General features: G+C 56.5%; 23 protein-coding genes. 2 read left to right on the forward strand and 21 right to left on the reverse strand.

The genetic code is table 11. From position 1 onward, the window contains the following. The first annotated feature begins 258 nt into the window (after positions 1-258). Entirely contained in the window at positions 259-1,590 is a 1,332-nt protein-coding gene (locus B5E43_RS03550; protein ID WP_087393712.1) for a putative ABC transporter permease, read from the forward strand. A gap of 45 nt (positions 1,591-1,635) precedes the next feature. Here the strand turns inward: B5E43_RS03550 and yihA are convergent, their stop codons facing one another. From yihA to ruvC, 21 genes are all read right to left on the reverse strand, one after another. After that, the gene (gene yihA / locus B5E43_RS03555; RefSeq protein WP_087393714.1) at positions 1,636-2,235 is read right to left on the reverse strand and encodes a ribosome biogenesis GTP-binding protein YihA/YsxC; all 600 of its coding nucleotides are present in this window, start codon (positions 2,233-2,235) and stop codon (positions 1,636-1,638) included. Positions 2,236-2,245: 10 nt separating this feature from the next. Further along, the gene (gene lon / locus B5E43_RS03560) at positions 2,246-4,693 is read right to left on the reverse strand and encodes an endopeptidase La (RefSeq protein WP_087393716.1); all 2,448 of its coding nucleotides are present in this window, start codon (positions 4,691-4,693) and stop codon (positions 2,246-2,248) included. 94 nt (positions 4,694-4,787) lie between these two features. Continuing rightward, the gene (clpX, locus tag B5E43_RS03565; RefSeq protein WP_087393717.1) at positions 4,788-6,107 is read right to left on the reverse strand and encodes an ATP-dependent Clp protease ATP-binding subunit ClpX; all 1,320 of its coding nucleotides are present in this window, start codon (positions 6,105-6,107) and stop codon (positions 4,788-4,790) included. Positions 6,108-6,191: 84 nt separating this feature from the next. Continuing rightward, positions 6,192-6,773 (reverse strand): ATP-dependent Clp endopeptidase proteolytic subunit ClpP, encoded by a 582-nt coding sequence (gene clpP, locus B5E43_RS03570; protein WP_087393719.1) that lies wholly within the window; start codon positions 6,771-6,773, stop codon positions 6,192-6,194. A 172-nt stretch (positions 6,774-6,945) separates the two neighbouring features. Continuing rightward, a complete protein-coding gene (gene tig, locus B5E43_RS03575; RefSeq protein WP_087393721.1) occupies positions 6,946-8,331 on the reverse strand; it encodes a trigger factor in 1,386 nt (461 codons plus the stop codon). Between the two features lie 135 nt (positions 8,332-8,466). Beyond that, positions 8,467-9,153 carry a metallophosphoesterase gene (locus B5E43_RS03580; protein WP_087393723.1) on the reverse strand — a complete coding sequence of 229 codons (687 nt, stop codon included), beginning with the start codon at positions 9,151-9,153 and terminating at the stop codon, positions 8,467-8,469. A 4-nt stretch (positions 9,154-9,157) separates the two neighbouring features. Beyond that, the gene (gene thrC / locus B5E43_RS03585; RefSeq protein WP_087393725.1) at positions 9,158-10,642 is read right to left on the reverse strand and encodes a threonine synthase; all 1,485 of its coding nucleotides are present in this window, start codon (positions 10,640-10,642) and stop codon (positions 9,158-9,160) included. Between the two features lie 143 nt (positions 10,643-10,785). Next, positions 10,786-11,154 (reverse strand): YraN family protein, encoded by a 369-nt coding sequence (locus B5E43_RS03590; protein WP_087393727.1) that lies wholly within the window; start codon positions 11,152-11,154, stop codon positions 10,786-10,788. Continuing rightward, complete coding sequence (locus tag B5E43_RS03595) at positions 11,151-11,756, reverse strand: ribonuclease HII (RefSeq protein ID WP_087393729.1); 606 nt, start codon at positions 11,754-11,756, stop codon at positions 11,151-11,153. The genes B5E43_RS03590 and B5E43_RS03595 overlap by 4 nt, the downstream gene beginning before the upstream one ends. Positions 11,757-11,770: 14 nt before the next feature. Beyond that, complete coding sequence (gene ylqF / locus B5E43_RS03600) at positions 11,771-12,664, reverse strand: ribosome biogenesis GTPase YlqF (RefSeq protein ID WP_087393731.1); 894 nt, start codon at positions 12,662-12,664, stop codon at positions 11,771-11,773. A gap of 70 nt (positions 12,665-12,734) precedes the next feature. After that, positions 12,735-13,076, reverse strand: coding sequence for a 50S ribosomal protein L19 (gene rplS, locus B5E43_RS03605; protein ID WP_087393733.1), 342 nt, complete (start codon positions 13,074-13,076; stop codon positions 12,735-12,737). 160 nt (positions 13,077-13,236) lie between these two features. Next, entirely contained in the window at positions 13,237-14,034 is a 798-nt protein-coding gene (locus tag B5E43_RS03610) for a Nif3-like dinuclear metal center hexameric protein (RefSeq protein WP_087393735.1), read from the reverse strand. Further along, a complete protein-coding gene (locus B5E43_RS03615) occupies positions 14,025-14,729 on the reverse strand; it encodes a class I SAM-dependent methyltransferase (protein WP_087393737.1) in 705 nt (234 codons plus the stop codon). Before B5E43_RS03615 ends, B5E43_RS03610 begins: the two co-directional genes overlap by 10 nt. Before the next feature lie 87 nt (positions 14,730-14,816). Next, positions 14,817-15,020, reverse strand: a complete 204-nt coding sequence (locus tag B5E43_RS03620) for a DUF1858 domain-containing protein (protein WP_087393739.1) — start codon at positions 15,018-15,020, stop codon at positions 14,817-14,819. A gap of 174 nt (positions 15,021-15,194) precedes the next feature. After that, positions 15,195-15,476, reverse strand: coding sequence for a zinc-ribbon domain containing protein (locus B5E43_RS03625; protein ID WP_087393741.1), 282 nt, complete (start codon positions 15,474-15,476; stop codon positions 15,195-15,197). A 63-nt stretch (positions 15,477-15,539) separates the two neighbouring features. After that, the gene (locus B5E43_RS03630; protein WP_242964695.1) at positions 15,540-16,214 is read right to left on the reverse strand and encodes a sigma-70 family RNA polymerase sigma factor; all 675 of its coding nucleotides are present in this window, start codon (positions 16,212-16,214) and stop codon (positions 15,540-15,542) included. Between the two features lie 58 nt (positions 16,215-16,272). After that, complete coding sequence (glmM, locus tag B5E43_RS03635) at positions 16,273-17,631, reverse strand: phosphoglucosamine mutase (RefSeq protein ID WP_087393743.1); 1,359 nt, start codon at positions 17,629-17,631, stop codon at positions 16,273-16,275. Between the two features lie 99 nt (positions 17,632-17,730). Next, positions 17,731-18,801, reverse strand: coding sequence for a Holliday junction branch migration DNA helicase RuvB (gene ruvB / locus B5E43_RS03640; protein WP_087393745.1), 1,071 nt, complete (start codon positions 18,799-18,801; stop codon positions 17,731-17,733). Between the two features lie 66 nt (positions 18,802-18,867). Next, entirely contained in the window at positions 18,868-19,200 is a 333-nt protein-coding gene (locus B5E43_RS03645) for a DUF6054 family protein (RefSeq protein WP_087393747.1), read from the reverse strand. Positions 19,201-19,205: 5 nt separating this feature from the next. Further along, positions 19,206-19,811, reverse strand: a complete 606-nt coding sequence (gene ruvA / locus B5E43_RS03650; protein ID WP_087393749.1) for a Holliday junction branch migration protein RuvA — start codon at positions 19,809-19,811, stop codon at positions 19,206-19,208. 5 nt (positions 19,812-19,816) lie between these two features. After that, positions 19,817-20,338: a crossover junction endodeoxyribonuclease RuvC gene (ruvC, locus tag B5E43_RS03655; protein WP_087393751.1), complete on the reverse strand. Its 522-nt coding sequence runs from the start codon at positions 20,336-20,338 to the stop codon at positions 19,817-19,819. Between the two features lie 161 nt (positions 20,339-20,499). On the opposite strand from ruvC, the gene B5E43_RS03660 reads away from it, so the two are divergent. Continuing rightward, entirely contained in the window at positions 20,500-21,048 is a 549-nt protein-coding gene (locus B5E43_RS03660) for a nitroreductase (protein WP_343214265.1), read from the forward strand. Positions 21,049-21,056: the final 8 nt, after the last annotated feature.

Consider the following 21,056-nt stretch of genomic DNA (forward strand, 5'->3'; position numbering starts at 1 on the left):
GCGGCTTTCATCGTTCTTCTGTGTACGGGCCTCTCCGGGATCGTTTCCCTCTCCCAACTCCCCGTTTCGCCACGAGGCTTGTACAAAATTCGGCCGCAAAGCAATAGCTTAACAGATTATATTATAGCAAAATATGAACCCAATTACAAGGAACATTTCCCTTCCACTCAGCCCTCCCTTGCCAACGTCCTCCAGCTGTGGTAGGATTATGGCCATCCAATTTTATCGCCGCTTCTGCGGCCACGCAAGGAGTATCCTATGGACTTTACATTTTATCAGCTTCTCTGGTTCTTTCTGGCCTATGCCTTTTTGGGCTGGCTGTGTGAAACGGCACTGGCTGCCGCCAAAAAGGGGCGTCTGCTTAACCGCGGCTTTTTAAATACCCCCTTTTCCCCTGTCTATGGCTTAGCTGGTGTGCTTTTTGCGATTTTCCTCCCTGAACTGCGGGAGGACCCCTTTTTTCTGTTTTTGTTCGGCATGATTTTGGCCACTGGTCTGGAACTGTTCACAGGCATTTTACTGGAACGGATTTTTCGACAAAAGTGGTGGGATTATTCCCAGGAGCGGTTTCAATTTGAGGGCCATATCTGCCTGAAATACGCCCTTCTCTGGGGCCTGAGCGCCCTATTCTGCATCTTTGTAGGAAATCCACTGCTCCTGCGCCTGCTGTCCTTGTTTCCAGAGCGCATTGGCCGCATTATTCTGTTGGTCATTTTTTGTATACTGGCCGGCGATTTGATCAGCTCCACTGCCGCTCTCTTACAGCTCAACGGTAGCTTGAAGGGCCCCAGCGGCATTTCCAGACGCCTGCGCTGGATGACCAATGCCCTGGATAACACCGTCACCCGCTATGTCCAGCGCCGTATGGCCAGGGCATATCCCAGCCTGGAGCGGGAGCAGCTACAGCAGCGGGCCGCCCAGCTCCCTCACAAGGAACGGGCAACGGTATTTGCCCAGGGGTGCTGCTTTTATAAGCTGGCCTGTCTGTTTTTCCTGGGCGCATTTTTAGGTGACATCATTGAAACTCTGTTTTGCCGCGCCACAGCCGGTGTTTGGATGAGTCGAAGCAGTGTTGTCTACGGCCCCTTTTCCATCGTTTGGGGGCTGGGCGCCGTTCTTCTCACCGCTTTACTGTATAAATACCGTCACCGCAGCGACGGCTACATATTTTTCATTGGTACCGTTGTTGGCGGCGCTTACGAGTACGCCTGCTCCGTCTTCACGGAATTGGTGTTTGGTACGGTATTTTGGGACTACAGCCATCTCCCCTTCAACTTGGGTGGGCGCATCAACCTTCTCTACTGCTTTTTCTGGGGAATCGCTTCGGTGGTCTGGCTTAAGGTAATCTACCCCCTGCTCTCCGGCTGGATTGAACGGCTCCCCATCTCTGTGGGAAAGGTCCTCACTTGGGTCATGCTGCTGTTTATGGTCTTTAACATTGCCATTTCCTGCCTCGCTCTGGGCCGCTACACCCAGCGGCATACCATGGAGAATCCCCCGCAAACCAACTTAGGCACATTTTTGGATGAACGGTTTCCAGACAGCCGCATGGAGCATATCTATCCCAACGCAATTCTGGTTGATTCGTAAAAGGTCCGTAAAAAAACCGTGTATCCTTCCGGATACACGGTTTTTTTAACCCCTGGGAGTAATATGAGAAAAGATCTGGTCCAACAGCTGCTGCCGTCCGTCCCCCTTCTCCGCGGAAAAGGGAATCACACAGGTGGAATCATCCAGCTGTAGCGTCTGTCGAATCAGCTGCAAATTGGGCTCAATTTCCCGTTTTTTCAGCTTATCCAGCTTATTGGCCACCACCACAAGGGGGCAGCCTGTGGCACGAAACCACTCTGCCATGGTGCAGTCGTCAGCAGTGGGCTTATGGCGGGCATCCACGATCATAACGCCCAAGGTCATTTGGTCGGGCTGGGCAAAGTAATCTTCCATCAGCCTGCCCCACCGGTCCCGTTCTTCCTTTGAGACCTTGGCATAGCCGTAACCGGGCAAATCCACCAGATAAAAGGTGCCATCAATTTTAAAATAATTGATGTGGACGGTCTTTCCAGGCGCAGCCCCCACCCGGGCAAAATTTTTCCGGTTCAAAAGCCGGTTTATGGCCGAAGACTTTCCCACGTTGGAACGCCCGGCAAAGGCCACCTGGGGCAAACCATCCCGCAAAAAATCCTTGGGTGAGGCGGCAGAGAGAATAAACTCCGCTTTTTGTAAATTGACAGCCATCCCGCACCTCTCACTGACGAAGCCGGGCAGCCGGACGGGTATTGTTCGGGGCCACCAGCTCCGGAATCACCGGCTCCTCCCCTGTCTTCTGCTGGGAAGGTTCCCCCTGTCCAACCACCGGCAGTGGCTGCAGCAGGGCCTGGGACAACACCTGATCCGCTCGCTCCACCAGGACAAATTGCAGGGCTTTGCGCACGGTCTGATCAATTTCTTCCAGATCCTTGCCGTTATCCGCTGGGATAATGACCGTCTTAATTCCATTGCGGAAGGCAGCCATGGTTTTTTCCTTCAGCCCTCCAATGGGGAGCACCCGGCCCCGCAGAGTAACCTCTCCCGTCATGGCAATCCCCCGGCGCACCGGCGTCCCGGTCAGGGCGGAGACCATGGCGGTGGTGATAGCAATGCCCGCCGACGGCCCGTCCTTGGGGACGGCGCCCTCCGGGAAGTGGACATGGATGTCCTTTTCCTTGTAAAAATCAACCGAGATTCCAAGCCGGTCCGACTGGCTTCGGATGTAGCTCAGTGCAGCATGGGCAGACTCCTTCATCACGTCTCCCAGATTTCCCGTCAGCTCCACTTTGCCCGAGCCGGGCACCACATTGACCTCCACCTCCAGCAGTTCACCGCCCACGGAGGTCCAGGCCAGGCCATTGACCACGCCTACCCGCTCCTCCAGCACCTGCCGTTCGGGGTAGTACCGGGGCGCGCCTAAGAATTCTTGAAGTTGCTTTTCTGTAATGTGAATAGACTTTACACTATTAGCTACGATCTTCATTGCAGATTTCCGGCACAGGGCCGCCAGATTCCGCTCCAAAACTCGCACACCAGACTCCCGGGTATAGGAGGCGATGATCTCCCGAATGGCTCCATCGGATACCTTCAGCTGTTGCCGGCTCAGGCCATGGCGCTTGAGCTCCTTAGGCAGCAGGTGCTTCTTGGCAATCTGGAGCTTCTCCTCGTCGGTGTAGCTGGAAAGCTCAATCACTTCCATCCGGTCCAACAACGGACGGGGAATGGTCTCTGTGGTATTGGCCGTGGTGATAAACATGACCTCAGACAGATCAAAGGGGATTTCTAGGAAGTTGTCCCGGAAGGTGCTGTTCTGCTCCCCATCCAGGACCTCCAGCAGAGCGGAGGCCGGGTCACCCCGGTGGTCATGGCCCAGCTTATCGATCTCATCCAGCAGGATCAGCGGGTTACAGCTGCCCGCCTGGTTAATGGCGGAAATAATCCGCCCAGGCATGGCCCCCACATAGGTCTTCCGGTGTCCCCGGATTTCCGCCTCATCACTGACACCGCCCAGAGAGATCCGGGCCAGCTTCCGGTTCATGGCCCGGGCCATGGACATGGCGATGGAGGTTTTACCCACACCAGGAGGACCTACCAGACACAGAACCTGCCCTTTAAGCTGAGGTGCCAGTTGCTTGACCGCCACGAACTCCAAAATACGTTCCTTGACCTTCTCCAAGCCAAAGTGATCCTGGTCCAGCGCCTTTTTCACCGCCGCCACGTTCACCTTTTCCTTGGTGGTCACGCCCCAGGGCAGCTCCAGACACACATCCAGGTAACTGCGCAGCACCGTGGCCTCCGAGGACCCAAAGGGCTGCTTGGTCAAGCGGCTCAGCTCTTTATTCAGCTTCTCCCGCACCCCGTCTGGCAGCTTGGCCTTGGCGATTTTTTCCCGGTATTCCTCAAACTCATCGGTGCCCTCTCCCTCACCCAGCTCATTCTGGATGGCTTTGAGCTGCTCCCGGAGGTAGTAGTCCCGCTGATGGCCGGCAATCTGCTCCCGGGCCTTATTCTGAATCTCGGCGTCCAGGGACAGGATCTCCACCTCACGCTCCAGCAGACGGTGGAGCTTTTCCAGCCGCCGCACCGGGCGCAATTCCTCCAGAATTGCCTGTTTGTCGCTGTTGCGCATGGCAATGTTCTGGGCGATGTAGTCTGCAATATGGCCGGGGTCCTGGCTGGCCAGCACATGGATGAGCAGATCGGGAGATACCTTGGGAGCCAGCTCCGTGTACTGCTGGAACAGTTCGTAGGTGGCCCGCATCAGCGCCTCTGTTTTCGCGCTGCCCTTGGCTGGCGCCTCAGCCTCCGCGATCTCCTGCACCTCTGCCTCCAGGTAGGGTTCGGTGCGCATCAATCCCAGCATGCGGCCTCTGGACTGTCCCTCCACCATCACCCGGACATTGTCGCCGGGCATGCGGAGAATCTGGCGTACATTGGAAATGGTACCCACTGCGTAGAGATCATCCTTGCCAGGGGCATCCACGGAAATATCCTTTTGTCCCACCAGAAATACCGGACTTCCCGCCGTCATGGCTTCCTCCAGGGCTTTGATGGAGATATCCCGGGCCACCTCAAAATGGATCAACACATTGGGGAAGACCGTTAGCCCCCGCAGGGCAATCACCGGCATGGTGCTGGTATGCAACAAATCCCATTCTTTACTCATATGGTTTCACTTCCTTTCGCAGGTAAGAAAAAAACGCCCCGGGCCCGCCGTTCCGGGGGCACCGCGGGGCGTTTTGTAGAATTGAAATCGTATGTTATCCCGCGTGGGTCCCGGGGAGTCCTCCCCGTTCCGCCCGCAGGGACGCCTTGCCCAATTTGGGGCGCTGGTTCCGTTCCGGGTCCCGGGTAACCTCCGGCGCCGCTCCGTCGGTAATGCAGGGCGCTGTGATGGAGACCTTTACGATGGTAGGATCAGAGGGCACATCATACATGATCTTGGTCATGAGCTCCTCCAGAACCGCCCGCAGACCGCGGGCTCCGATTCCCCGGGCCACCGCCCGGTCTGCCACGGCCTCCAGAGCATCCCGGCTGAAATCCAGCTCCACCTGGTCATACTCCAGCAGCTTTTGGTACTGTTTCACCAGCGCGTTTTTGGGCTCAGTGAGAATCTGGACCATCTGGTCCCGGTCCAAGGATTCCAGGGTGGTGATCACCGGCAGACGGCCCACCAGCTCAGGGATAATCCCAAACTTCAACAGGTCCTGGGGCTGAATTTCGCTCATCAGCTGGCCCACATTGCGCTCCTTCTTGCTCTGGATCTCTGCTCCGAAGCCCATAGTCCGCTTATCCAAGCGATTTTCAATGATTTTATCAATGCCGTCAAAGGCGCCACCACAGATGAACAGAATGTTCTTGGTGTCGATCTGGATAAATTCCTGATGGGGGTGCTTGCGTCCTCCCTGGGGCGGAACGTTGGCCACCGTACCCTCCAGAATCTTCAGCAGAGCCTGCTGCACGCCCTCGCCGGAGACATCTCGGGTGATGGAGGTATTCTCACTCTTGCGGGCGATCTTATCCATCTCATCAATGTAGATGATGCCCCGCTCAGCCAGGTCAATGTCATAATCGGCGGCCTGGACCAGGCGCAGGAGAATATTCTCCACGTCGTCACCCACATAGCCCGCTTCCGTCAGGGTGGTAGCATCCGCAATGGCAAAGGGCACCTTTAGCACCCGGGCCAGAGTCTGGGCAAAGAGGGTCTTTCCGCAGCCAGTGGGGCCCATGAGCAGAATGTTGCTCTTCTGCAGCTCCACATCTTCAGCTCCGCCAAAGTAGATGCGCTTATAATGATTGTAAACGGCCACGGAAAGCGCTACCTTCGCCCGCTGCTGGCCGATGATATACTGATCCAGAACCCCGTGGATCTCCTGTGGCGTGGGGATCACATCGGGGACTCCGCGGTCATCCTCCACTTCCTCCACCGGATCATAGCCGTCATCCAAAATGCCCATACAAAGCTGGACACATTCATTACAGATGTAGGCGCCGGGACCGGCAATGATGCGCCGGACCTGATCCTGGTGCTTGCCGCAGAAGGAACAGCGGATATTTTTCTTCTCGTCGTTTCGAGCCATGGATACACCTCGTCAATTTACATCGGTTCGCCCCCTGAAACTCCAAGGGGCTCCCCGTTCCGCCCATGGATTTGCGCCGGTGAATCAGCGATGCTCAATCACCTTGTCGATCAGGCCATACTCCATGGCCTCCTGGGCAGTCATAAAGTTGTCGCGCTCACAGTCGGCGGTAACCACTTCCATGGACTTACCAGTATTCTCCGACAAAATGCGGTTCATGCGCTTTTTCACAATCTCCAGCCGCTTGAGGTGGATGGCCATATCAGTGATCTGGCCCTGCGTCCCGGCAGAGGGCTGATGAATCATGATCTCCGCGTTGGGCAGGGCCAAACGCTTGCCCTTCGCTCCGGAGGACAGCAGGAAGGCCCCCATGGAGGCCGCCATGCCGATGCAGATGGTAGACACATCGCACTTAACATACTGCATGGTATCGTAGATCGCCATACCGGCCGTTACCGAACCGCCGGGGCTGTTGATGTAAAACTGAATGTCCTTGTCCGGGTCCTGGGCCTCCAGATAAAGAAGCTGAGCCACCACCAGGGAGGCAGTGGTGTCATTGACTTCCTCAGAGAGCATAATGATCCGGTCATTGAGCAGACGGGAAAAAATATCATAGGACCGCTCGCCTCGGTTGGTCTGCTCGACTACATAGGGAACTAAACTCATAAACAATACTCCTTTTTTTCAAACGGTGATACCCAAGTATAACCGTCCCAGGGGAAAACAATTCCTCCCATTCCAAAGGAAACCGTTGTCTCCAGCCTTTGGAGTCCTCTCCCCTTCTAATACACACGCACCCGAGGCAGCAGAACGCTGCCTCGGGTTGTGATGCGCTTGCTTACTCAGCCTTGGGCTCCTCCGCCTCGTCAGCCTTCTTCTTGCGGGTACGCTTGGGCTTCTCTTCGCCCTCAGCCCCCTCCTCGTCGGCCTTCTTAGCGGCCTTTTTCTTGGCCTTGCCCACCTTGGCCTCGGCGATGACCAGTTCGCTGGCCTTCTTCAGGCGCAGGTCCTTGGTCAGATCGGCAGTGGGAACGGCAGCCTTCACCTGCTCCGCCTTCAGGCCGTACTGCTCAGCCAGACGGTTGATCTCCGCCTCGATCTCCTCCTCAGAGACCTGGAGCTGCTCGGCATCCGCCACAGCGGTGAGAGCCAGCTCGATCTGGACCTGGCGCAGAGCGGAGGGACGGGCAGAGGCGCGCATCATCTCAGGGGTCATGCCCATCATCTTCATGTAGTCGTCCATGGAGATGCCCTGGCTCTGCATCCGCATAGCATAGTCGTCCATCAGCTTATCCAGCTGGACCTCCACCATGCCGTCAGGGATCTCGCACTCCATGTTCTCCACCAGCTGCTCCATCACAGCGTTCTCAAAGTCGTTCTGGGCCTGGGCCTCCAGACGCTTGGTCCGCTTCTCGCCCAGATCCTTGCGGAAGGCCTCCAGAGTCTCAAACTCGGAGACGTCCTTGGCAAACTCGTCGTCCAGCTCGGGGGTCTGGGGCTCCTTGACCTCGTTGACCTTCACGTGGAAGACCACAGCCTTACCGGCCAGATCAGCGTGGTAGTCCTCGGGGAAGGTGATGTCCAGATCCTTCTCCTCACCGGCCTTCATGCCGATGATCTGATCCTCAAAGCCAGGAACGAAGGAGCCGGAGCCCAGCTTCAGCTCGTAGTTCTCGCCCTTGCCGCCCTCAAAGGGGGTGCCGTTGTCAAAGCCCTCAAAGTCGATGACCGCGGTGTCGCCCTTCTTGGCCTTGCGCTTGACGCTGACCAGACGGGTGGCACGGTCCACGTAGGGCTTCATCTCCTCATCGATGTCCTTCTCGGTGACCTTGACCTCCTCCTTGGGAGCGGTCAGACCCTTATACTCGCCCAGCTTCACCTCGGGGCGGACAGAGACCAGAGCCTTGAAGGTGAAGCCGTCCTTGCCGGCCTCAACGATCTCCATCTTGGGGTAGCCCACGTCGTCCAGGTTCTGCTCCTTGACGGCCTGCTCATAGGCACCAGGATAAACTGCATTGATGGCGTCTTCATAAAATACACCGGAGCCGTACATACCCTCGATGATCTTCCGGGGAGCCTTGCCCTTACGGAAGCCGGGGACGTTGATCTTGCTGCGGTTCTTCAAATAGGCCTGCTGTACCGCGGTCTCAAACTCTTCCGCTTCAACCTGGATGGTCAGCTCGACCGTGCTCTTTTCTTTTTTCTCAACGCTGGTGACCTTCATTTGTCCAAATTCCTCCTGTGGACGCGGGCTGCCTTTGCAGGGTCAAACCGCGCCTTTTTACTTTCGCCACGATATTCTATCAGATATCTGTCTATTTGACCAGAGTATTTTTAAGAAATTTCCATGAAATTTTCCCTAGGGAAGGATTTTTTCCGGCCGAAACCCCAAATAATCCGCCGCTACCAGGTGGTATTCCACTGTCCCCTGCCGCCCGGAAATGGCCAGACGGTGGCTTCCCCCATGGAGATGGCCGTAGTAACACCGGCTCACCCCGTAGCGCTCCATGAGATCGATGATCTCCTGACAGCGGTAGCCCTGGTACAGCGGCGGGTAGTGAAGGAAACAGAACTTCTCCCGCTCCCCACCCGCTTTCAGAGACGCCTCCAGCCGGATCAGCTCCCGGTTGAAAATTTTGGCGCTGTGCTCTCCCCGGTCCTCCTCGTAAAACCAGCCCCTGGTTCCACACAGGGCAACCTCTCCATAGATATGGCAGTTGTTGTGTAAAATTTCCAGGGTAGAAAACCCGTTTTCCTTAAAAAACTGGTTCATCTTGGAGGCGGTGGTCCACCAATAGTCGTGGTTACCTTTCATCAGCAGCTTCCGCCCAGGCAGACTGTCTAGAAAGGCAAAGTCCTCCCGGGCTTCGTTTAGACTCATACCCCAGGACAAATCGCCGCACAGCACCACGGCATCCTCCGCCTCTACGCACGAAAACCCCTGGCGCAGCTTGTCTACATAACCCATCCAGCCTCCGCCGAACACATCCATAGGCTTATCGCTGCCCAGGGAGAGATGGGTATCGCCAATCGCGTAAAGGGCCATCCCGTTACACCAACATGGACCGCACCGCGTCCACCATGTGGTCCTTCTCCACCGTCTGGGTGAAGCGGACCGCCTTGTCCCGCAGGCCGGCCAGAGGAGCGGGAGCGGGCAGGCCGGTCAGCTGGGACAGCTGATCCAGCGCGTCCAGTCCCTCCGCGATTGTCTCAGCGCCCAGAGCCCCCAGCACGCTGTCGCAGAACTTGAAGGGACTGGCTGTGGAAACCACCACGCAGGGGGTGTTGTCTTCCGTCTCCTTCCGGTACTGCTCCAGAGCGGAGAAGGCCACCGCCGTGTGGGGATCGATGAGATAGTCATGCTGACGGTATACCCGGCCAATCACTGCCTGGGTCTCCTTGTCGTCGCAGCAATAGCCGTAAAACAGCTTCTGTAACTTCCCCTTTACCCGGTCCGACACCTCATACCGCCCTGTGGCGTTCAGCTGCTCCATGTAGCCCTTTACTTCCTCCACATCCTGGGTCAGAGACAGCAGCAGCCGCTCCAGGTTGGAGGAGATCAGAATGTCCATGGAGGGGGACATGGTGTGGTAGAAGGTGCGGTTGCGGTCGTAAATCCCGGTACGGATAAAATCGGTGAGCACATCGTTCTGGTTAGAAGCGCAAATCAGCTTTTGAATGGGCACACCCATCTCCCGGGCGTAATAGGCAGCCAAAATGTTGCCGAAGTTGCCGGTGGGCACACAGACATTGATGCTCTGGCCCGGCTCAATGGCGCCATCCCGCAGCAGGTCACAGTAGGCGGAGACATAGTAGACGATCTGGGGAAGCACCCGGCCCCAGTTGATAGAGTTGGCGGAGGAGAAGAAATATCCCTTCCGGGCCAGTTCCTCCCGCAGGGCCTCGTCGGAAAACAGGCGCTTGACTCCGGTCTGGGCATCGTCGAAGTTGCCCACCACAGCGGCCACACCCACGTTGTCCCCTTCCTGGGTGATCATTTGCAGCTGCTGCACCTGAGACACGCCGTCCTTAGGATAGAAGACCAAAATCCGGGTCTTGGGCACGTTTTTGAAGCCCTCCAGAGCCCCTTTACCGGTATCGCCCGAGGTGGCCACCAGGATGCAAACCGTTTTAAACTCCTCTGTTTTCACCAGGGAGGCGGTGAGCAGGTGGGGCAGCATCTGCAGGGCCATGTCCTTAAAGGCACAGGTGGGTCCATGCCACAGCTCCAGGCAGTGGGTGGTACCGTCCAACGTATGGACCGGAGCCACCGCAGGGGTATCAAACTTTTCTGGGCCGTAGGCAGCGGCGGCGAAATCCGTCAGTTCCTTGACGGAGAACTCCTCCAAAAACTGCTTCATGATGTACACCGCCCGGTGCTGATAGGCCATATCCTTCAGATCTTCCAGAGCTTTCCCCGGCAGCTTCGGGATATAAAAGGGAGTCAGCAGACCGCCGTCGCTGGCCAGGCCCTGAGTAATGGCCTGGGACGCGGTGAATCGGGCTGCCCCGTCTCGCGTGCTGATGTATTGCATGTTGATCCTTCCTATCTATGTTACTTCTCCGATTGCCCACAGTGCGCCGTCCATGGGTGCCGGGCTCATAATGTTACAATTATGCCAGCTTCCGTCCGGAAGGTCAAGTGATTCCCGGAAAAATGGCCGTTTTCGACGCTGAGTCAAAAGGCATTTTCTATGCGGCGGACCCTGGGGGCCTTTGTGTCCATCCCCTGTGGAGCCTCAATTTCCACCACGTCGAATCGGGGCTGGAGGGAGGTGGGATGACGCTGGAGGTAGAGCTGGGCGGCCACATACAGCTTATGCTGTTTCCGACCGTCCACCGCCTCTCCTGCCGTGCCATAGGCGCTGCTCTTTCGGAGTTTGACCTCCACAAAGCAGAGGTATCTTCCATCCTCCACCACCAAATCCAGCTCCCCCATCCGGCACTTCCAGTTCCGACTGAGGATGCGGCAGCCCTGCTTGCGCAGCTCCTCTGCCGCCAGGTCCTCTCCCCAGTGGCCCAGGGTCTGACTCTCCCGCCCGCTCATAGGTTCTTTAAAAAGGTCCGGCGGTGGATTAGACTGGGGCCATAGGTGCGCAGCAGCTGATAGTGGAGCTTGGTACCGTAGCCCTTGTGGCGCTCAAATTGGTACTGAGGGTAACGCTGGGCCACCTCCAGCATAAACCGGTCCCGGCTCACCTTGGCCAAGATGGACGCAGCGGCGATGGAGGCAGACTGGCTGTCCCCTTTTACCACACAGCGGTGGGGTGTGGTCAGGGTAAAGGAGCGTCCCTTGTCTCGATTCCCGTCGATGAGGGCAAAATCCGGGGGCTGCGGCAGGCCATCCATGGCCAGCTGCATAGCCTTCATCCGGGCGCTGAGGATATCGGTGCGATCAATCTCCTCCGCGTCCACCCAGGCCACCGACCAGGCTAAGGCCCGCTCCTGAATGACCGGAAACAGCTCCTCCCGCCTGCGCTCCGTCAGCTTTTTGGAGTCATTCACCCCCGGGATCTCCTCCCCATAAGGAAGGACAACCGCAGCAGCATAGACGGGACCGGCCAGAGGCCCCGCTCCCGCTTCATCACAGCCGCAGACCAGGCGATAGCCCTCTTCCCGGGCCTGCCGCTCATATTGCCATAGATCCATATCCCTCAGCCTCCCTACGCTTCCAGGCTCTCTCCCCCATCCGGTCCTTCCAGGGTAAACCGTCCCAGCTTTCCACCGCGGTACTCGTCTAACAGCACCCGGGCCATGCGCTCAGTATCAAATTCCCCTCCGGAAATCCGCATTCCCCGCTTTTGGGCACAGGTCTCCAAAAGGCGGTAGCCATAGGCTACGTCATTTTCTTCTTCCTCCCGCTGGGGCAAGGCGGTGAGCTTATAGCTACTGATCAGAGCCTCCGGATACCACCGGGCCAACAGAGCCATAAAGTGGCAACCAAGGGTCTCCACATCCATAATTTCGTCCTTCACCGCCCCGGTGAAGGCCAGGTGAAGCCCAATGGTCTCATCCTCGAACTTGGGCCACAGAATCCCGGGCGTGTCCAGCAGATCCAAGGACTGGTCCACATTGACCCACTGTTTCCCCCGGGTCACTCCCGGCCGGTCTCCGGCCTTGGCCGACTTCTTTCGGGCCACTTTATTGATAAAGGTGGACTTCCCCACATTGGGCACTCCCACCACCATCGCCCGCACCGGACGGCCCACCTGGCCCTTCTCTCTCCACTTGGCGATCTGGTCCTTTAATACCCCCTGGATGACCGGAGAAAATTGATTCACGCCTCGGCCGGTTTTGGCGTCCGTCTCCAGCACGGCATGTCCTTGTCCCTTAAAAAAGGCCGTCCACTTGGCATTCATGGCCGGGTCCGCCTGATCGGCCCGGTTGAGCACAATCAGCCGGGGCTTTCCGGCGCAGATGCTGTCAATATCCGGATTTCGGCTGGACACCGGAATGCGGGCATCGATCAGCTCCACCACAATGTCCACATTTTTCAGGTCGCCCTCAATCTGGCGGCGGGTTTTTGTCATGTGACCGGGATACCACTGTATGTTCACTCAAATGCCTCCTTTCTGCTCCAAAACGGTGAAAAAGAAAGGAGCGGCTTCCACCGCTCCTTTTCATGGATTACAGGGCCTCTTTGACCTTGGCAGCCTTGCCTACGCGGTTGCGCAGGTAATACAGCTTGGCGCGGCGGACCTTGCCGTGACGCACGACCTCGATCTTCTCAATGGAAGGAGCGTGGACAGGGAAAACCTTCTCCACACCGATGCCGTAAGAGATGCGGCGGACGGTAAAGGTCTCTTCAATACCGCCGTGCTTCTTGGCGATCACAGTGCCCTCAAAGACCTGGATACGCTCACGGTTTCCTTCCTTAACCTTCAGGTGTACCCGAACGGTGTCGCCGACCTCCACAACGGGGGGCTCAGCCTTCTTGTACTTCTCAGTAAAAGCCTGCATCAGATCCATTTTGTCGTTCCTCCTGTTATATAGGTGTTCATACCGGTCTTCTTCCCCACATCACTTGGCGGGGACCGCAGAGGAGCACCCGTTTTCAGACTAAGGTAGTTTACCACAGGTCAATTCAAATTGCAAGGTATTTTTTCAATTTACCCCACATTTTACTCCCTTAAATCCCCCGGTATACCTCCCGATGGCAATCCGACAGCAGAACCTCAACAGACGGGAAGTGCTGTGCCAACTGTTCCACCAAAGGCAGACACACCACGTTCTCCGTGGCGTAGTGGCCGGCATCCATAAGGCTGATCCCCAGGGCCTTGGCCTGGAGGTACTGGTCATACTTCACATCTGCCGTGACAAAGGTATCACAGCCAGCAGCCACCGCATCCTCCAGCATAGAGCCGCAAGAGCCGCCGCCCACGGCCACCCGTTCCACTGCTCGTCCGCCCTCCACATAGCGCACCGAGGCCGCTCCCAACTTTTCTTTCACGAAAGCGGCATAATCAGCCGCGCTCAGGCCGCTACGATGGGCACGGCCCACCCGTCCGATGCCATAGGGACGCCCTTGCGCATCCACCCCATCGGGGTGGAGCTGGTCGATCTCCTGCAGCCCAAGGGCCTGGGCCAGGCAGCAATTAACGCCCCCCTGAGCCGCATCCAGATTGGTATGGGCGCAGATGGCCCCAATCCCCTGCTCGGCCAGAGACAACAAAATCCGGCCGGTCACAGTCTGGTCGGTCATTGCTTTCACCGGGTGAAAAATCACGGGATGGTGGGACACAATCAGGGAACAGCCCCGGTCCGCCGCCTCTTCTACCACCGCCTGGGTAATATCCAGCGCAACCAAAATTCGCTCTACCGGCGCCTGACTCCGCCCCACCAGAAAGCCTGCATTGTCAAACTCAAGCTGAGTGGAAAAGGGGGCCACTTCATCCAAATAGTTGTAGATATCCTGTATTACTGCCATGTATCCCACTCCTTCTTCATATCCTGTAGTCCGGACAATACCTGCTCCAGCTTCTTTCGCCGAGGGGCAGCCTGTTCCTGCTTTGCCTTCCGCAATCCCTCCAGCGCCCGTTCCACTTTTCCTATCCACTGCTCCAGCCACATGCCACGCAGGGGATCTGGGGTGTTTCGGCCAACCCAGAGCTCTGCCTGGGTCATGGGGGCCATCTGTCCTCCAGATACCAAGAGGGCGGTATATAGGGTATCCCCCTCCCTAGCTAACCGTTCCTCCAGGATCTGATAATCGTTTTCCCACAGCCATCTCCGCAGATCGGACATGGTGGACATGGGCTGTAAAATGAGAGTTTTTCCCGGCTCCCTAGTCCAGGGGGCGGCCGACAGGATATCGGCGATTGTCTCTCCCCCCATTCCCGCAATGACCACGACATTGGCCTCCTCCGGCCGGATTCCCTTCAGACCGTCACACAGCCGAAAGCCAATCCGTCCTGTGAGTCCATAGGTCTGCACAGTGGCCTTGGCACGGCTTAGAGGCCCTTGCCGCAGGTCAGCAGCAATCGCCGAAGCAATAGTTCCTTCCAGCAGTAAGGCTGCCGGGAGATAGGCGTGATCGGTACCCACATCGGCTAGCTGCGCCCCCTGCGGGACCAGCTCCGCCACCATGCGCAGCCGGGGCGACAGTTCGATCCGTCTGTTCATCTGCTGCTCCTCCTCCGTCTGACCCATCCTCGGGTTTTAATCAGAAAAAGGCAGGGGCGGAAGCTCCGCCCCTGCCCTCCCTTTGCATCAGTTGCCAGCCGCGATCATTTCATTGACCTTCGCCAGCAGGTCGTCCACCTCGACCCCATGGACCATGCAGGCCTGCTCCACCGTCTCGCCGCGAGAGGCCGGGCAGCCCAGGCAGTGCATGCCGATGCCCATAAACAAGGGAGCGGTCTGGGGTGCAATGGTCAGAATATCACCGATAATGGTGTCCTTGGTAATGGTCATAGTTAGGATTCCTCCATTTTTCTTTGGGATGGTGATAGTATATCCTACCCTGCGACAATTTGCAATGGATTTTCTGTGAATTTATTCCCGTCTGCATGAAACACTAATATTTCCGTTAATTGGAAGAAAAAGGACGCCCGATTGGGCGCCCTTTTTTCTGGCAAATATTTTTAATTAGCCCTGCTGCTCACGCATCTTGGCGAAGCACTCGCTGCAGTAGACAGGACGGTCAGACTTGGGCTCAAAGGGAACCTTAGCCTCACCGCCGCAAGCGGCACAAACGGCAGTGAAATACTCACGGGGGCCGCGGGCAGCGTTCTTGCGGGCGTCACGGCAGGCCTTGCAGCGCTGGGGTTCGTTCTGGAAGCCGCGCTCCGCATAGAACTCCTGCTCACCAGCGGTAAAGGTGAACTCGTTGCCGCACTCTTTGCATACCAGGATCTTGTCTTCGTACATGGATTTTCCCTCTCTTTGACTGTTGCCCAGACAGAAATTTGTCGGGCGGTTGTAATATTGCGATCAGCTCTCGCTGGATACGCCGGATGAAAATTGCCGCGCCATCTTTCGCCGGATCCGCTGAATTGCGTTGTCCACCGACTTTTGGGAGCGGCCTACCAGATGGGCAATCTCACCGCAGGAGAGACCGTTCAGGTAGGGTGGTAAAATGTTTGCTTCGAGCTCAGACAGCTGGCCCTTTAGAGCGTCGAGTCGCTCTCTCAGTTCCTCCCTGCCGATGATGACGTCCTCCGGGCTCTCAACACTAGAAAACAGGTGCGCGTTGGTTCCATCAAAAAGAGGGGGTTCAAAAGAGACACTGTGATTTAATGGTGCATGCTTCCCGCCCTGAGCCGCCCGAACCGCAGAGAGCAGACGACTGCGGATACAAATTTCCGCATAGGTACGAAAAGCCGTATCACGACTGGGATCAAAGCCCCGAATCGCGGTAAGCAGACCCAGCATTCCTTCCTGAATCAGGTCCTCACTGTCGCCACCGGCTAAAAACAGCGGCCGGGCGCAAGCTCGCACTAATCGGCCATATCGACAGACTAATTCCGCCTCCGCCTGGCTATCCCCTTGGGCCACAAGGGAACACAGGCTTTCATCAGTGGGAATATCTGTTTGGTTATCTTGCTTACTTATACTGCGGTTATTGAACATAATAAACAAAATCACCGGATTTGTCAAGGGTTTCATGGAAAAATTTTGTTCAATCTTCCATACCCGCAAAATCCGTCCTCAATCGTCAAAATTTTTATAGGCCGGAAATCAAATCAGCCAACCGCTGGGCCACCGTCTGGGCGATTTCCTGGGTCTTGGCCTCTACCATAACCCGCATCAGGGCCTCTGTTCCGGAGGGCCGCACCAGCACCCGACCCTCGCCGCCCAGGGCCTTCTCCTCTTTCTCAATCGCCTGAGCCAGTTCCTGGCTGGCCATAACAGCCTTCTTCACATCATTGTCCGCCACAGGGATGTTAATGAGTACCTGGGGATACCGGGGACAGGGGCCAAACAGTTCGGACGCCTTTTTCCCGCTCTCCTTCAACAACGCCAGCATCTGAAGGGCGGTGAGCTGTCCGTCTCCAGTGGTGGCATGCTCCAGGAAAATCATATGCCCCGATTGCTCACCGCCGATGGCATACCCCTTTTCCAGCATCCGTTCCAGCACATTGCGGTCACCCACACTGGTACACTCCAGATTGATGCCACGCTCCTTGGTATAGACATGCAGGCCCAAGTTGGACATCACAGTAGCCACAATGGTATTTCCGGGCAGCTTTCCCTTGGATTTCATATCCAGGCCACAAGCTGCCATGATCTGATCTCCGTCAATGAGAGCGCCGTTCTCATCCACTGCCAGACAGCGGTCGGCGTCCCCATCAAAGGCCAGACCCAGGTCGTAGCCGCCCGCCTTCACCATGGCCGCCAAAGCATCCATATGCGTGGACCCACACTTATCATTGATGTTGATTCCATCGGGATCGGCATTAATCACGTCGGTACGCAGCTTGGAAAAGCGGTCAAACAGCCGGGCGGCAGTGGCGGACGCCGCCCCGTTGGCGCAGTCCACCAAAATACGCAGACCGCCAAGGGTGGAGTCAATGGTGCTCTCCAGGTGATCAATATAGTCCTCAGAAGCCTTGGGGGCCACATAGCTCACCTTGCCGATTTCCCCATGGGTCTTGCGGTGGACGTCGTTGTGGCCAAAGAGAACGATATCCTCAATTTTCTCCTCCAGCTCATCGGAGAGCTTAAAGCCCTGGCCGTTAAAAATCTTGATGCCGTTGTGTTCAAAGGGATTGTGGGAGGCAGAAATGACGATTCCAGCATCCGCCTTTTCATCCACAGTCACCCAGGCCACCCCGGGGGTCGGCAGTGTACCCAGATCCAAAACGTCGGCCCCGGCTGTACAAAGCCCCGCAATTAGGGAGCCCTTCAACAGGTCGCCGGAAATACGGGTGTCCTTCCCGATGGTCACCAGAGGCTTTTCCCCCGGGTTCTTCCCCTTGGCCAACACCTCCGCCGCAGCCAGCCCCACCTTATAGGCCAGGTCCGCATCCAGTCCAGCATTGACTACGCCGCGAATCCCATCGGTTCCAAACAGTTTCCCCATATATAATTACCTCTTTCTTCCAAATTTGTCAATTTTTTCTTTTCAATACGGAATCAATTACTTTCTTTCCATAGCTAGAGAAGTCACAGGAAACCCAGCTCAAAAGGAGATCTGGTCCAGCTCTCCACAGGCCCCTCCCGGCACAGATAAGCCCAGGTGCTGGTAGGCCTTCTGGGTAACGCATCGCCCTCGGGGAGTGCGGGTCAAAAAGCCCAGCTGCATCAAATAGGGCTCATATACGTCCTCCAGGGTCACTGCCTCCTCATTGATAGTGGCTGCCAAGGTCTCCAGGCCCACCGGCCCGCCCCGGTAGTTTTCAATAATACTGCGCAGCATCCGGTGATCGATGGCATCCAGCCCCAAATGGTCGATCTCCAGAGCGGTAAGGGCCTCATCCGCCACCTTTTTGGTGATGACACCTCCGGCCTTCACCTGGGCAAAATCCCGTACCCGGCGCAGCATCCGGTTGGCAATCCGGGGCGTGCCCCGGCTGCGGCGGGCGATCTCCATGGCCCCGTCCTCCTCAATGGGAACGCCTAAAATTCCAGCAGACCGGGTCACGATTTGAGACAGCTCCTGAGGTGTATAAAGCTCCAGCCGCAAGGTCACGCCAAATCGGTCCCGAAGTGGAGCGGACAGCTGTCCAGCCCGGGTGGTCGCCCCGATCAGGGTAAATTTCGGCAGGTCCAGACGGATGGAGTTGGCCGAAGGACCCTTGCCAATAATGATGTCAATGGCAAAGTCCTCCATGGCCGGATAGAGGACCTCCTCCACCGAGCGGTTCAAGCGGTGAATTTCGTCCACAAAGAGAATGTCATTTTCATTCAGGTTGGTGAGTAGGGCGGCCAAATCCCCTGCCTTTTCAATGGCCGGACCTGAGGTAATGCGGACATTGACCCCCATCTCATTGGCAATAATGCCGGAGAGGGTGGTCTTGCCCAGGCCCGGAGGACCATGGAGCAGTACATGATCCAGGGGCTCATGGCGCATCTTGGCCGCCTGGATAAACACCTCCAGATTGCCCTTGGCCTTCTCCTGACCGATATACTCCCGCAGCGTCTTGGGCCGCAGGGAAAATTCGTTCTCATCCTCCCGGGTCAAGGAGGTCGTCACCAAGGGCTCATTGAGCTCCTCCGCCTCAAACTCCGGATTGGAAAAATCAATAGACATTGGGTCACTTCCCCATCTCAAATTGGGCCGGCTGCTTTCGAAAAGCCAGCATGGGAGGAAACGCGGTCAATACCGTTCCGCCAAGTCCTGAAGGGTATCCAGAAAGGCCTCTTCTCCCCAGGTGTTGATTTTAAAGAACATGGCCTGGCTGCCTCCAGAGGTGATGGCAGACAAAAACAGGTCCTCCCCATCCCCGGCCAGTGTCATGGTCATGCTTACCCGGTTCCCGCCGCCAAAGCTGTACCGCTCATATACCCGGACACAGCAGCGCACCCCGGCCCGCTGGTAATAGCTCTCGTCCTCGTAGCTGGCCGACATGCTGGCATTTAGAATTCCCTCGTGAAAGTAGTGCAAAGCATCGTCAAAATCCCCATGAAGCTCCAGTTCAAATTTGGCCATGGCTCTTACCCCTTCATCATCTTTTTCAGTGCCTGCTTTATGACCTCTTCCAGCGTCAAAGGCTCCAGATCAATCCCCTTAAGAGCCATATTGATCTCGCTCTGGGAATAGCCCAGCACCGCCAGCGCCGCCGAAGCCTCTGAGAGCTTATTCTCCGGAATGACAGTGATCCCGGTCCCCCCATAGGACTCCCCAGCTGCAATGGTCTGACCCTTGGCCAGCTTATCCTTCAACTCCAAAATCACCCGCTGGGCGATCTTCTTTCCGATGCCCTGGGCACAGGTGAGAGCTTTTTCATCCCCGGTAATAATACTCAAGGCCAGATTGGCTGGTGTACTAGAGGAGAGGATGGAAAGAGCGGCTTTTGGTCCCACACCGGAGACGGAAATCAACAGCTGGAACAGATTTTGCTCCTCCTGGGTGGCAAACCCATACAGCTCCATGGCATCTTCACGGACATTCAAGTATGTAAAGAGCTTTGCCTTGTCGCCCTTTTTTAGCGCAGATAATGTATAACTGGTGGTTCGGCAGGCATAGCCCACCCCACCACAGTCAATGACAGCCAAATAGGGCTCTGTATGGGCCACTGTACCGGAAAGATAATAAAACATATTCGCTACCTCGTGTCGTATTTCTTGGGATCGAAGACCCGTTCCGTATTAAGCAGGCTGGTGGCAGACCGGCTGTGGCAGATGGCGATGGCCAGCGCGTCGGCAGCATCGTCTGGGCGGGGAATCTCCCGCATACCCAGAAGTCGCTGGGTCATCAGCATCACTTGGCGCTTATCCGCTCCTCCATACCCCGCCACCGCCTGTTTTACCTGCATGGGAGTATACTCAAAAATTGGCACGCCCAGCTTTTCTGCCGCCAATAGGATCACCCCTCGCCCGTGGGCTACCGCAATGCCGGTGGTAATATTTTTGGTAAAAAACAGCTCCTCCAACGCCATCTCATCGGGATGAAAGGTGTGGATCAGCTCCTCCATATCGTTAGAAATCTGAAGCAGACGATTGGAAAGAGGGATACCTGGCGGAGTGGTGATGACGCCATAGCGCAAAAGGGTATTCTGTCCCCGCTGGGCGCGGATCACTCCAAACCCTATGGTGGCAACCCCTGGATCAATGCCTAAAACGATCATGCTATCCTCCTCTGCCCACAAAAACACAGAATAAATTATAGCACATTCTTCATTTCTTGGGAAGCACCCAAATCACCGCCGCCTCCCTACAGACTTGACAATTTCTCCCCGGCAGGCTACCATAATTCCATACTGTTTTTACTACTTAGGAGGGATTTCCCATGATGGATGTTCAGACCTGTATCCGAACTCGGAGAAGCGTTCGCAAATTTACCAGCGAACCGGTCAGCCGTGCTCTGCTGGAGCAGGTGGTAGAGCTGGCCGCCTATGCCCCCAGTTGGAAAAACACCCAGATCAGCCGCTACATTGCCATTGAGTCCCCAAAGGAGCAGGAACTCATTGCCAAGGAATACTGCCTGCCCAGCGCCAACAACCCCGCCATTATCCAAAACGCTCCCCTGCTGGTAGCCCAGACCTTTATTAAAAATCGCTGTGGCTTTGAGCGGGACGGGTCGTACACCACCGACCGTGAAGAGGGCTGGCAGTACTATGACTGCGGCATCGCCGCTCAGACCTTCTGTCTGGCTGCCCACGCTTTGGGGCTGGGGACCGTCATCATGGGTGTGTTTGACCGTAAACGCCTACAGGAGTATCTGCAGATTCCCGAGGATCAGGAGCTGATGGCTTTGATTGCTGTCGGCCACCCCGACCCCACTCCCCTTACCGCCCCCAAGCGGAAGGATGTGCAGACCCTTCTCTCCTATCGTTAAATTTAAAA

This window comes from Flavonifractor sp. An100, from assembly GCF_002161175.1.
In the GTDB taxonomy this organism is placed as follows: Bacteria; Bacillota; Clostridia; order Oscillospirales; family Oscillospiraceae; genus Lawsonibacter.

What these genes read in the sequence shown, in the direction of transcription:
- B5E43_RS03550 (WP_087393712.1), top strand. Translation starts at nt 259, where the DNA reads ATGGACTTTACATTTTATCAGCTTCTCTGGTTCTTTCTGGCCTATGCC.
- yihA (WP_087393714.1), bottom strand. Translation starts at nt 2,235, where the DNA reads ATGGCTGTCAATTTACAAAAAGCGGAGTTTATTCTCTCTGCCGCCTCA.
- lon (WP_087393716.1), bottom strand. Translation starts at nt 4,693, where the DNA reads ATGAGTAAAGAATGGGATTTGTTGCATACCAGCACCATGCCGGTGATT.
- clpX (WP_087393717.1), bottom strand. Translation starts at nt 6,107, where the DNA reads ATGGCTCGAAACGACGAGAAGAAAAATATCCGCTGTTCCTTCTGCGGC.
- clpP (WP_087393719.1), bottom strand. Translation starts at nt 6,773, where the DNA reads ATGAGTTTAGTTCCCTATGTAGTCGAGCAGACCAACCGAGGCGAGCGG.
- tig (WP_087393721.1), bottom strand. Translation starts at nt 8,331, where the DNA reads ATGAAGGTCACCAGCGTTGAGAAAAAAGAAAAGAGCACGGTCGAGCTG.
- B5E43_RS03580 (WP_087393723.1), bottom strand. Translation starts at nt 9,153, where the DNA reads ATGGCCCTTTACGCGATTGGCGATACCCATCTCTCCCTGGGCAGCGAT.
- thrC (WP_087393725.1), bottom strand. Translation starts at nt 10,642, where the DNA reads ATGCAATACATCAGCACGCGAGACGGGGCAGCCCGATTCACCGCGTCC.
- B5E43_RS03590 (WP_087393727.1), bottom strand. Translation starts at nt 11,154, where the DNA reads ATGAGCGGGCGGGAGAGTCAGACCCTGGGCCACTGGGGAGAGGACCTG.
- B5E43_RS03595 (WP_087393729.1), bottom strand. Translation starts at nt 11,756, where the DNA reads ATGGATCTATGGCAATATGAGCGGCAGGCCCGGGAAGAGGGCTATCGC.
- rplS (WP_087393733.1), bottom strand. Translation starts at nt 13,076, where the DNA reads ATGGATCTGATGCAGGCTTTTACTGAGAAGTACAAGAAGGCTGAGCCC.
- B5E43_RS03610 (WP_087393735.1), bottom strand. Translation starts at nt 14,034, where the DNA reads ATGGCAGTAATACAGGATATCTACAACTATTTGGATGAAGTGGCCCCC.
- B5E43_RS03615 (WP_087393737.1), bottom strand. Translation starts at nt 14,729, where the DNA reads ATGAACAGACGGATCGAACTGTCGCCCCGGCTGCGCATGGTGGCGGAG.
- B5E43_RS03620 (WP_087393739.1), bottom strand. Translation starts at nt 15,020, where the DNA reads ATGACCATTACCAAGGACACCATTATCGGTGATATTCTGACCATTGCA.
- B5E43_RS03625 (WP_087393741.1), bottom strand. Translation starts at nt 15,476, where the DNA reads ATGTACGAAGACAAGATCCTGGTATGCAAAGAGTGCGGCAACGAGTTC.
- B5E43_RS03630 (WP_242964695.1), bottom strand. Translation starts at nt 16,214, where the DNA reads ATGAAACCCTTGACAAATCCGGTGATTTTGTTTATTATGTTCAATAAC.
- glmM (WP_087393743.1), bottom strand. Translation starts at nt 17,631, where the DNA reads ATGGGGAAACTGTTTGGAACCGATGGGATTCGCGGCGTAGTCAATGCT.
- ruvB (WP_087393745.1), bottom strand. Translation starts at nt 18,801, where the DNA reads ATGTCTATTGATTTTTCCAATCCGGAGTTTGAGGCGGAGGAGCTCAAT.
- B5E43_RS03645 (WP_087393747.1), bottom strand. Translation starts at nt 19,200, where the DNA reads ATGGCCAAATTTGAACTGGAGCTTCATGGGGATTTTGACGATGCTTTG.
- ruvA (WP_087393749.1), bottom strand. Translation starts at nt 19,811, where the DNA reads ATGTTTTATTATCTTTCCGGTACAGTGGCCCATACAGAGCCCTATTTG.
- ruvC (WP_087393751.1), bottom strand. Translation starts at nt 20,338, where the DNA reads ATGATCGTTTTAGGCATTGATCCAGGGGTTGCCACCATAGGGTTTGGA.
- B5E43_RS03660 (WP_343214265.1), top strand. Translation starts at nt 20,500, where the DNA reads ATGATGGATGTTCAGACCTGTATCCGAACTCGGAGAAGCGTTCGCAAA.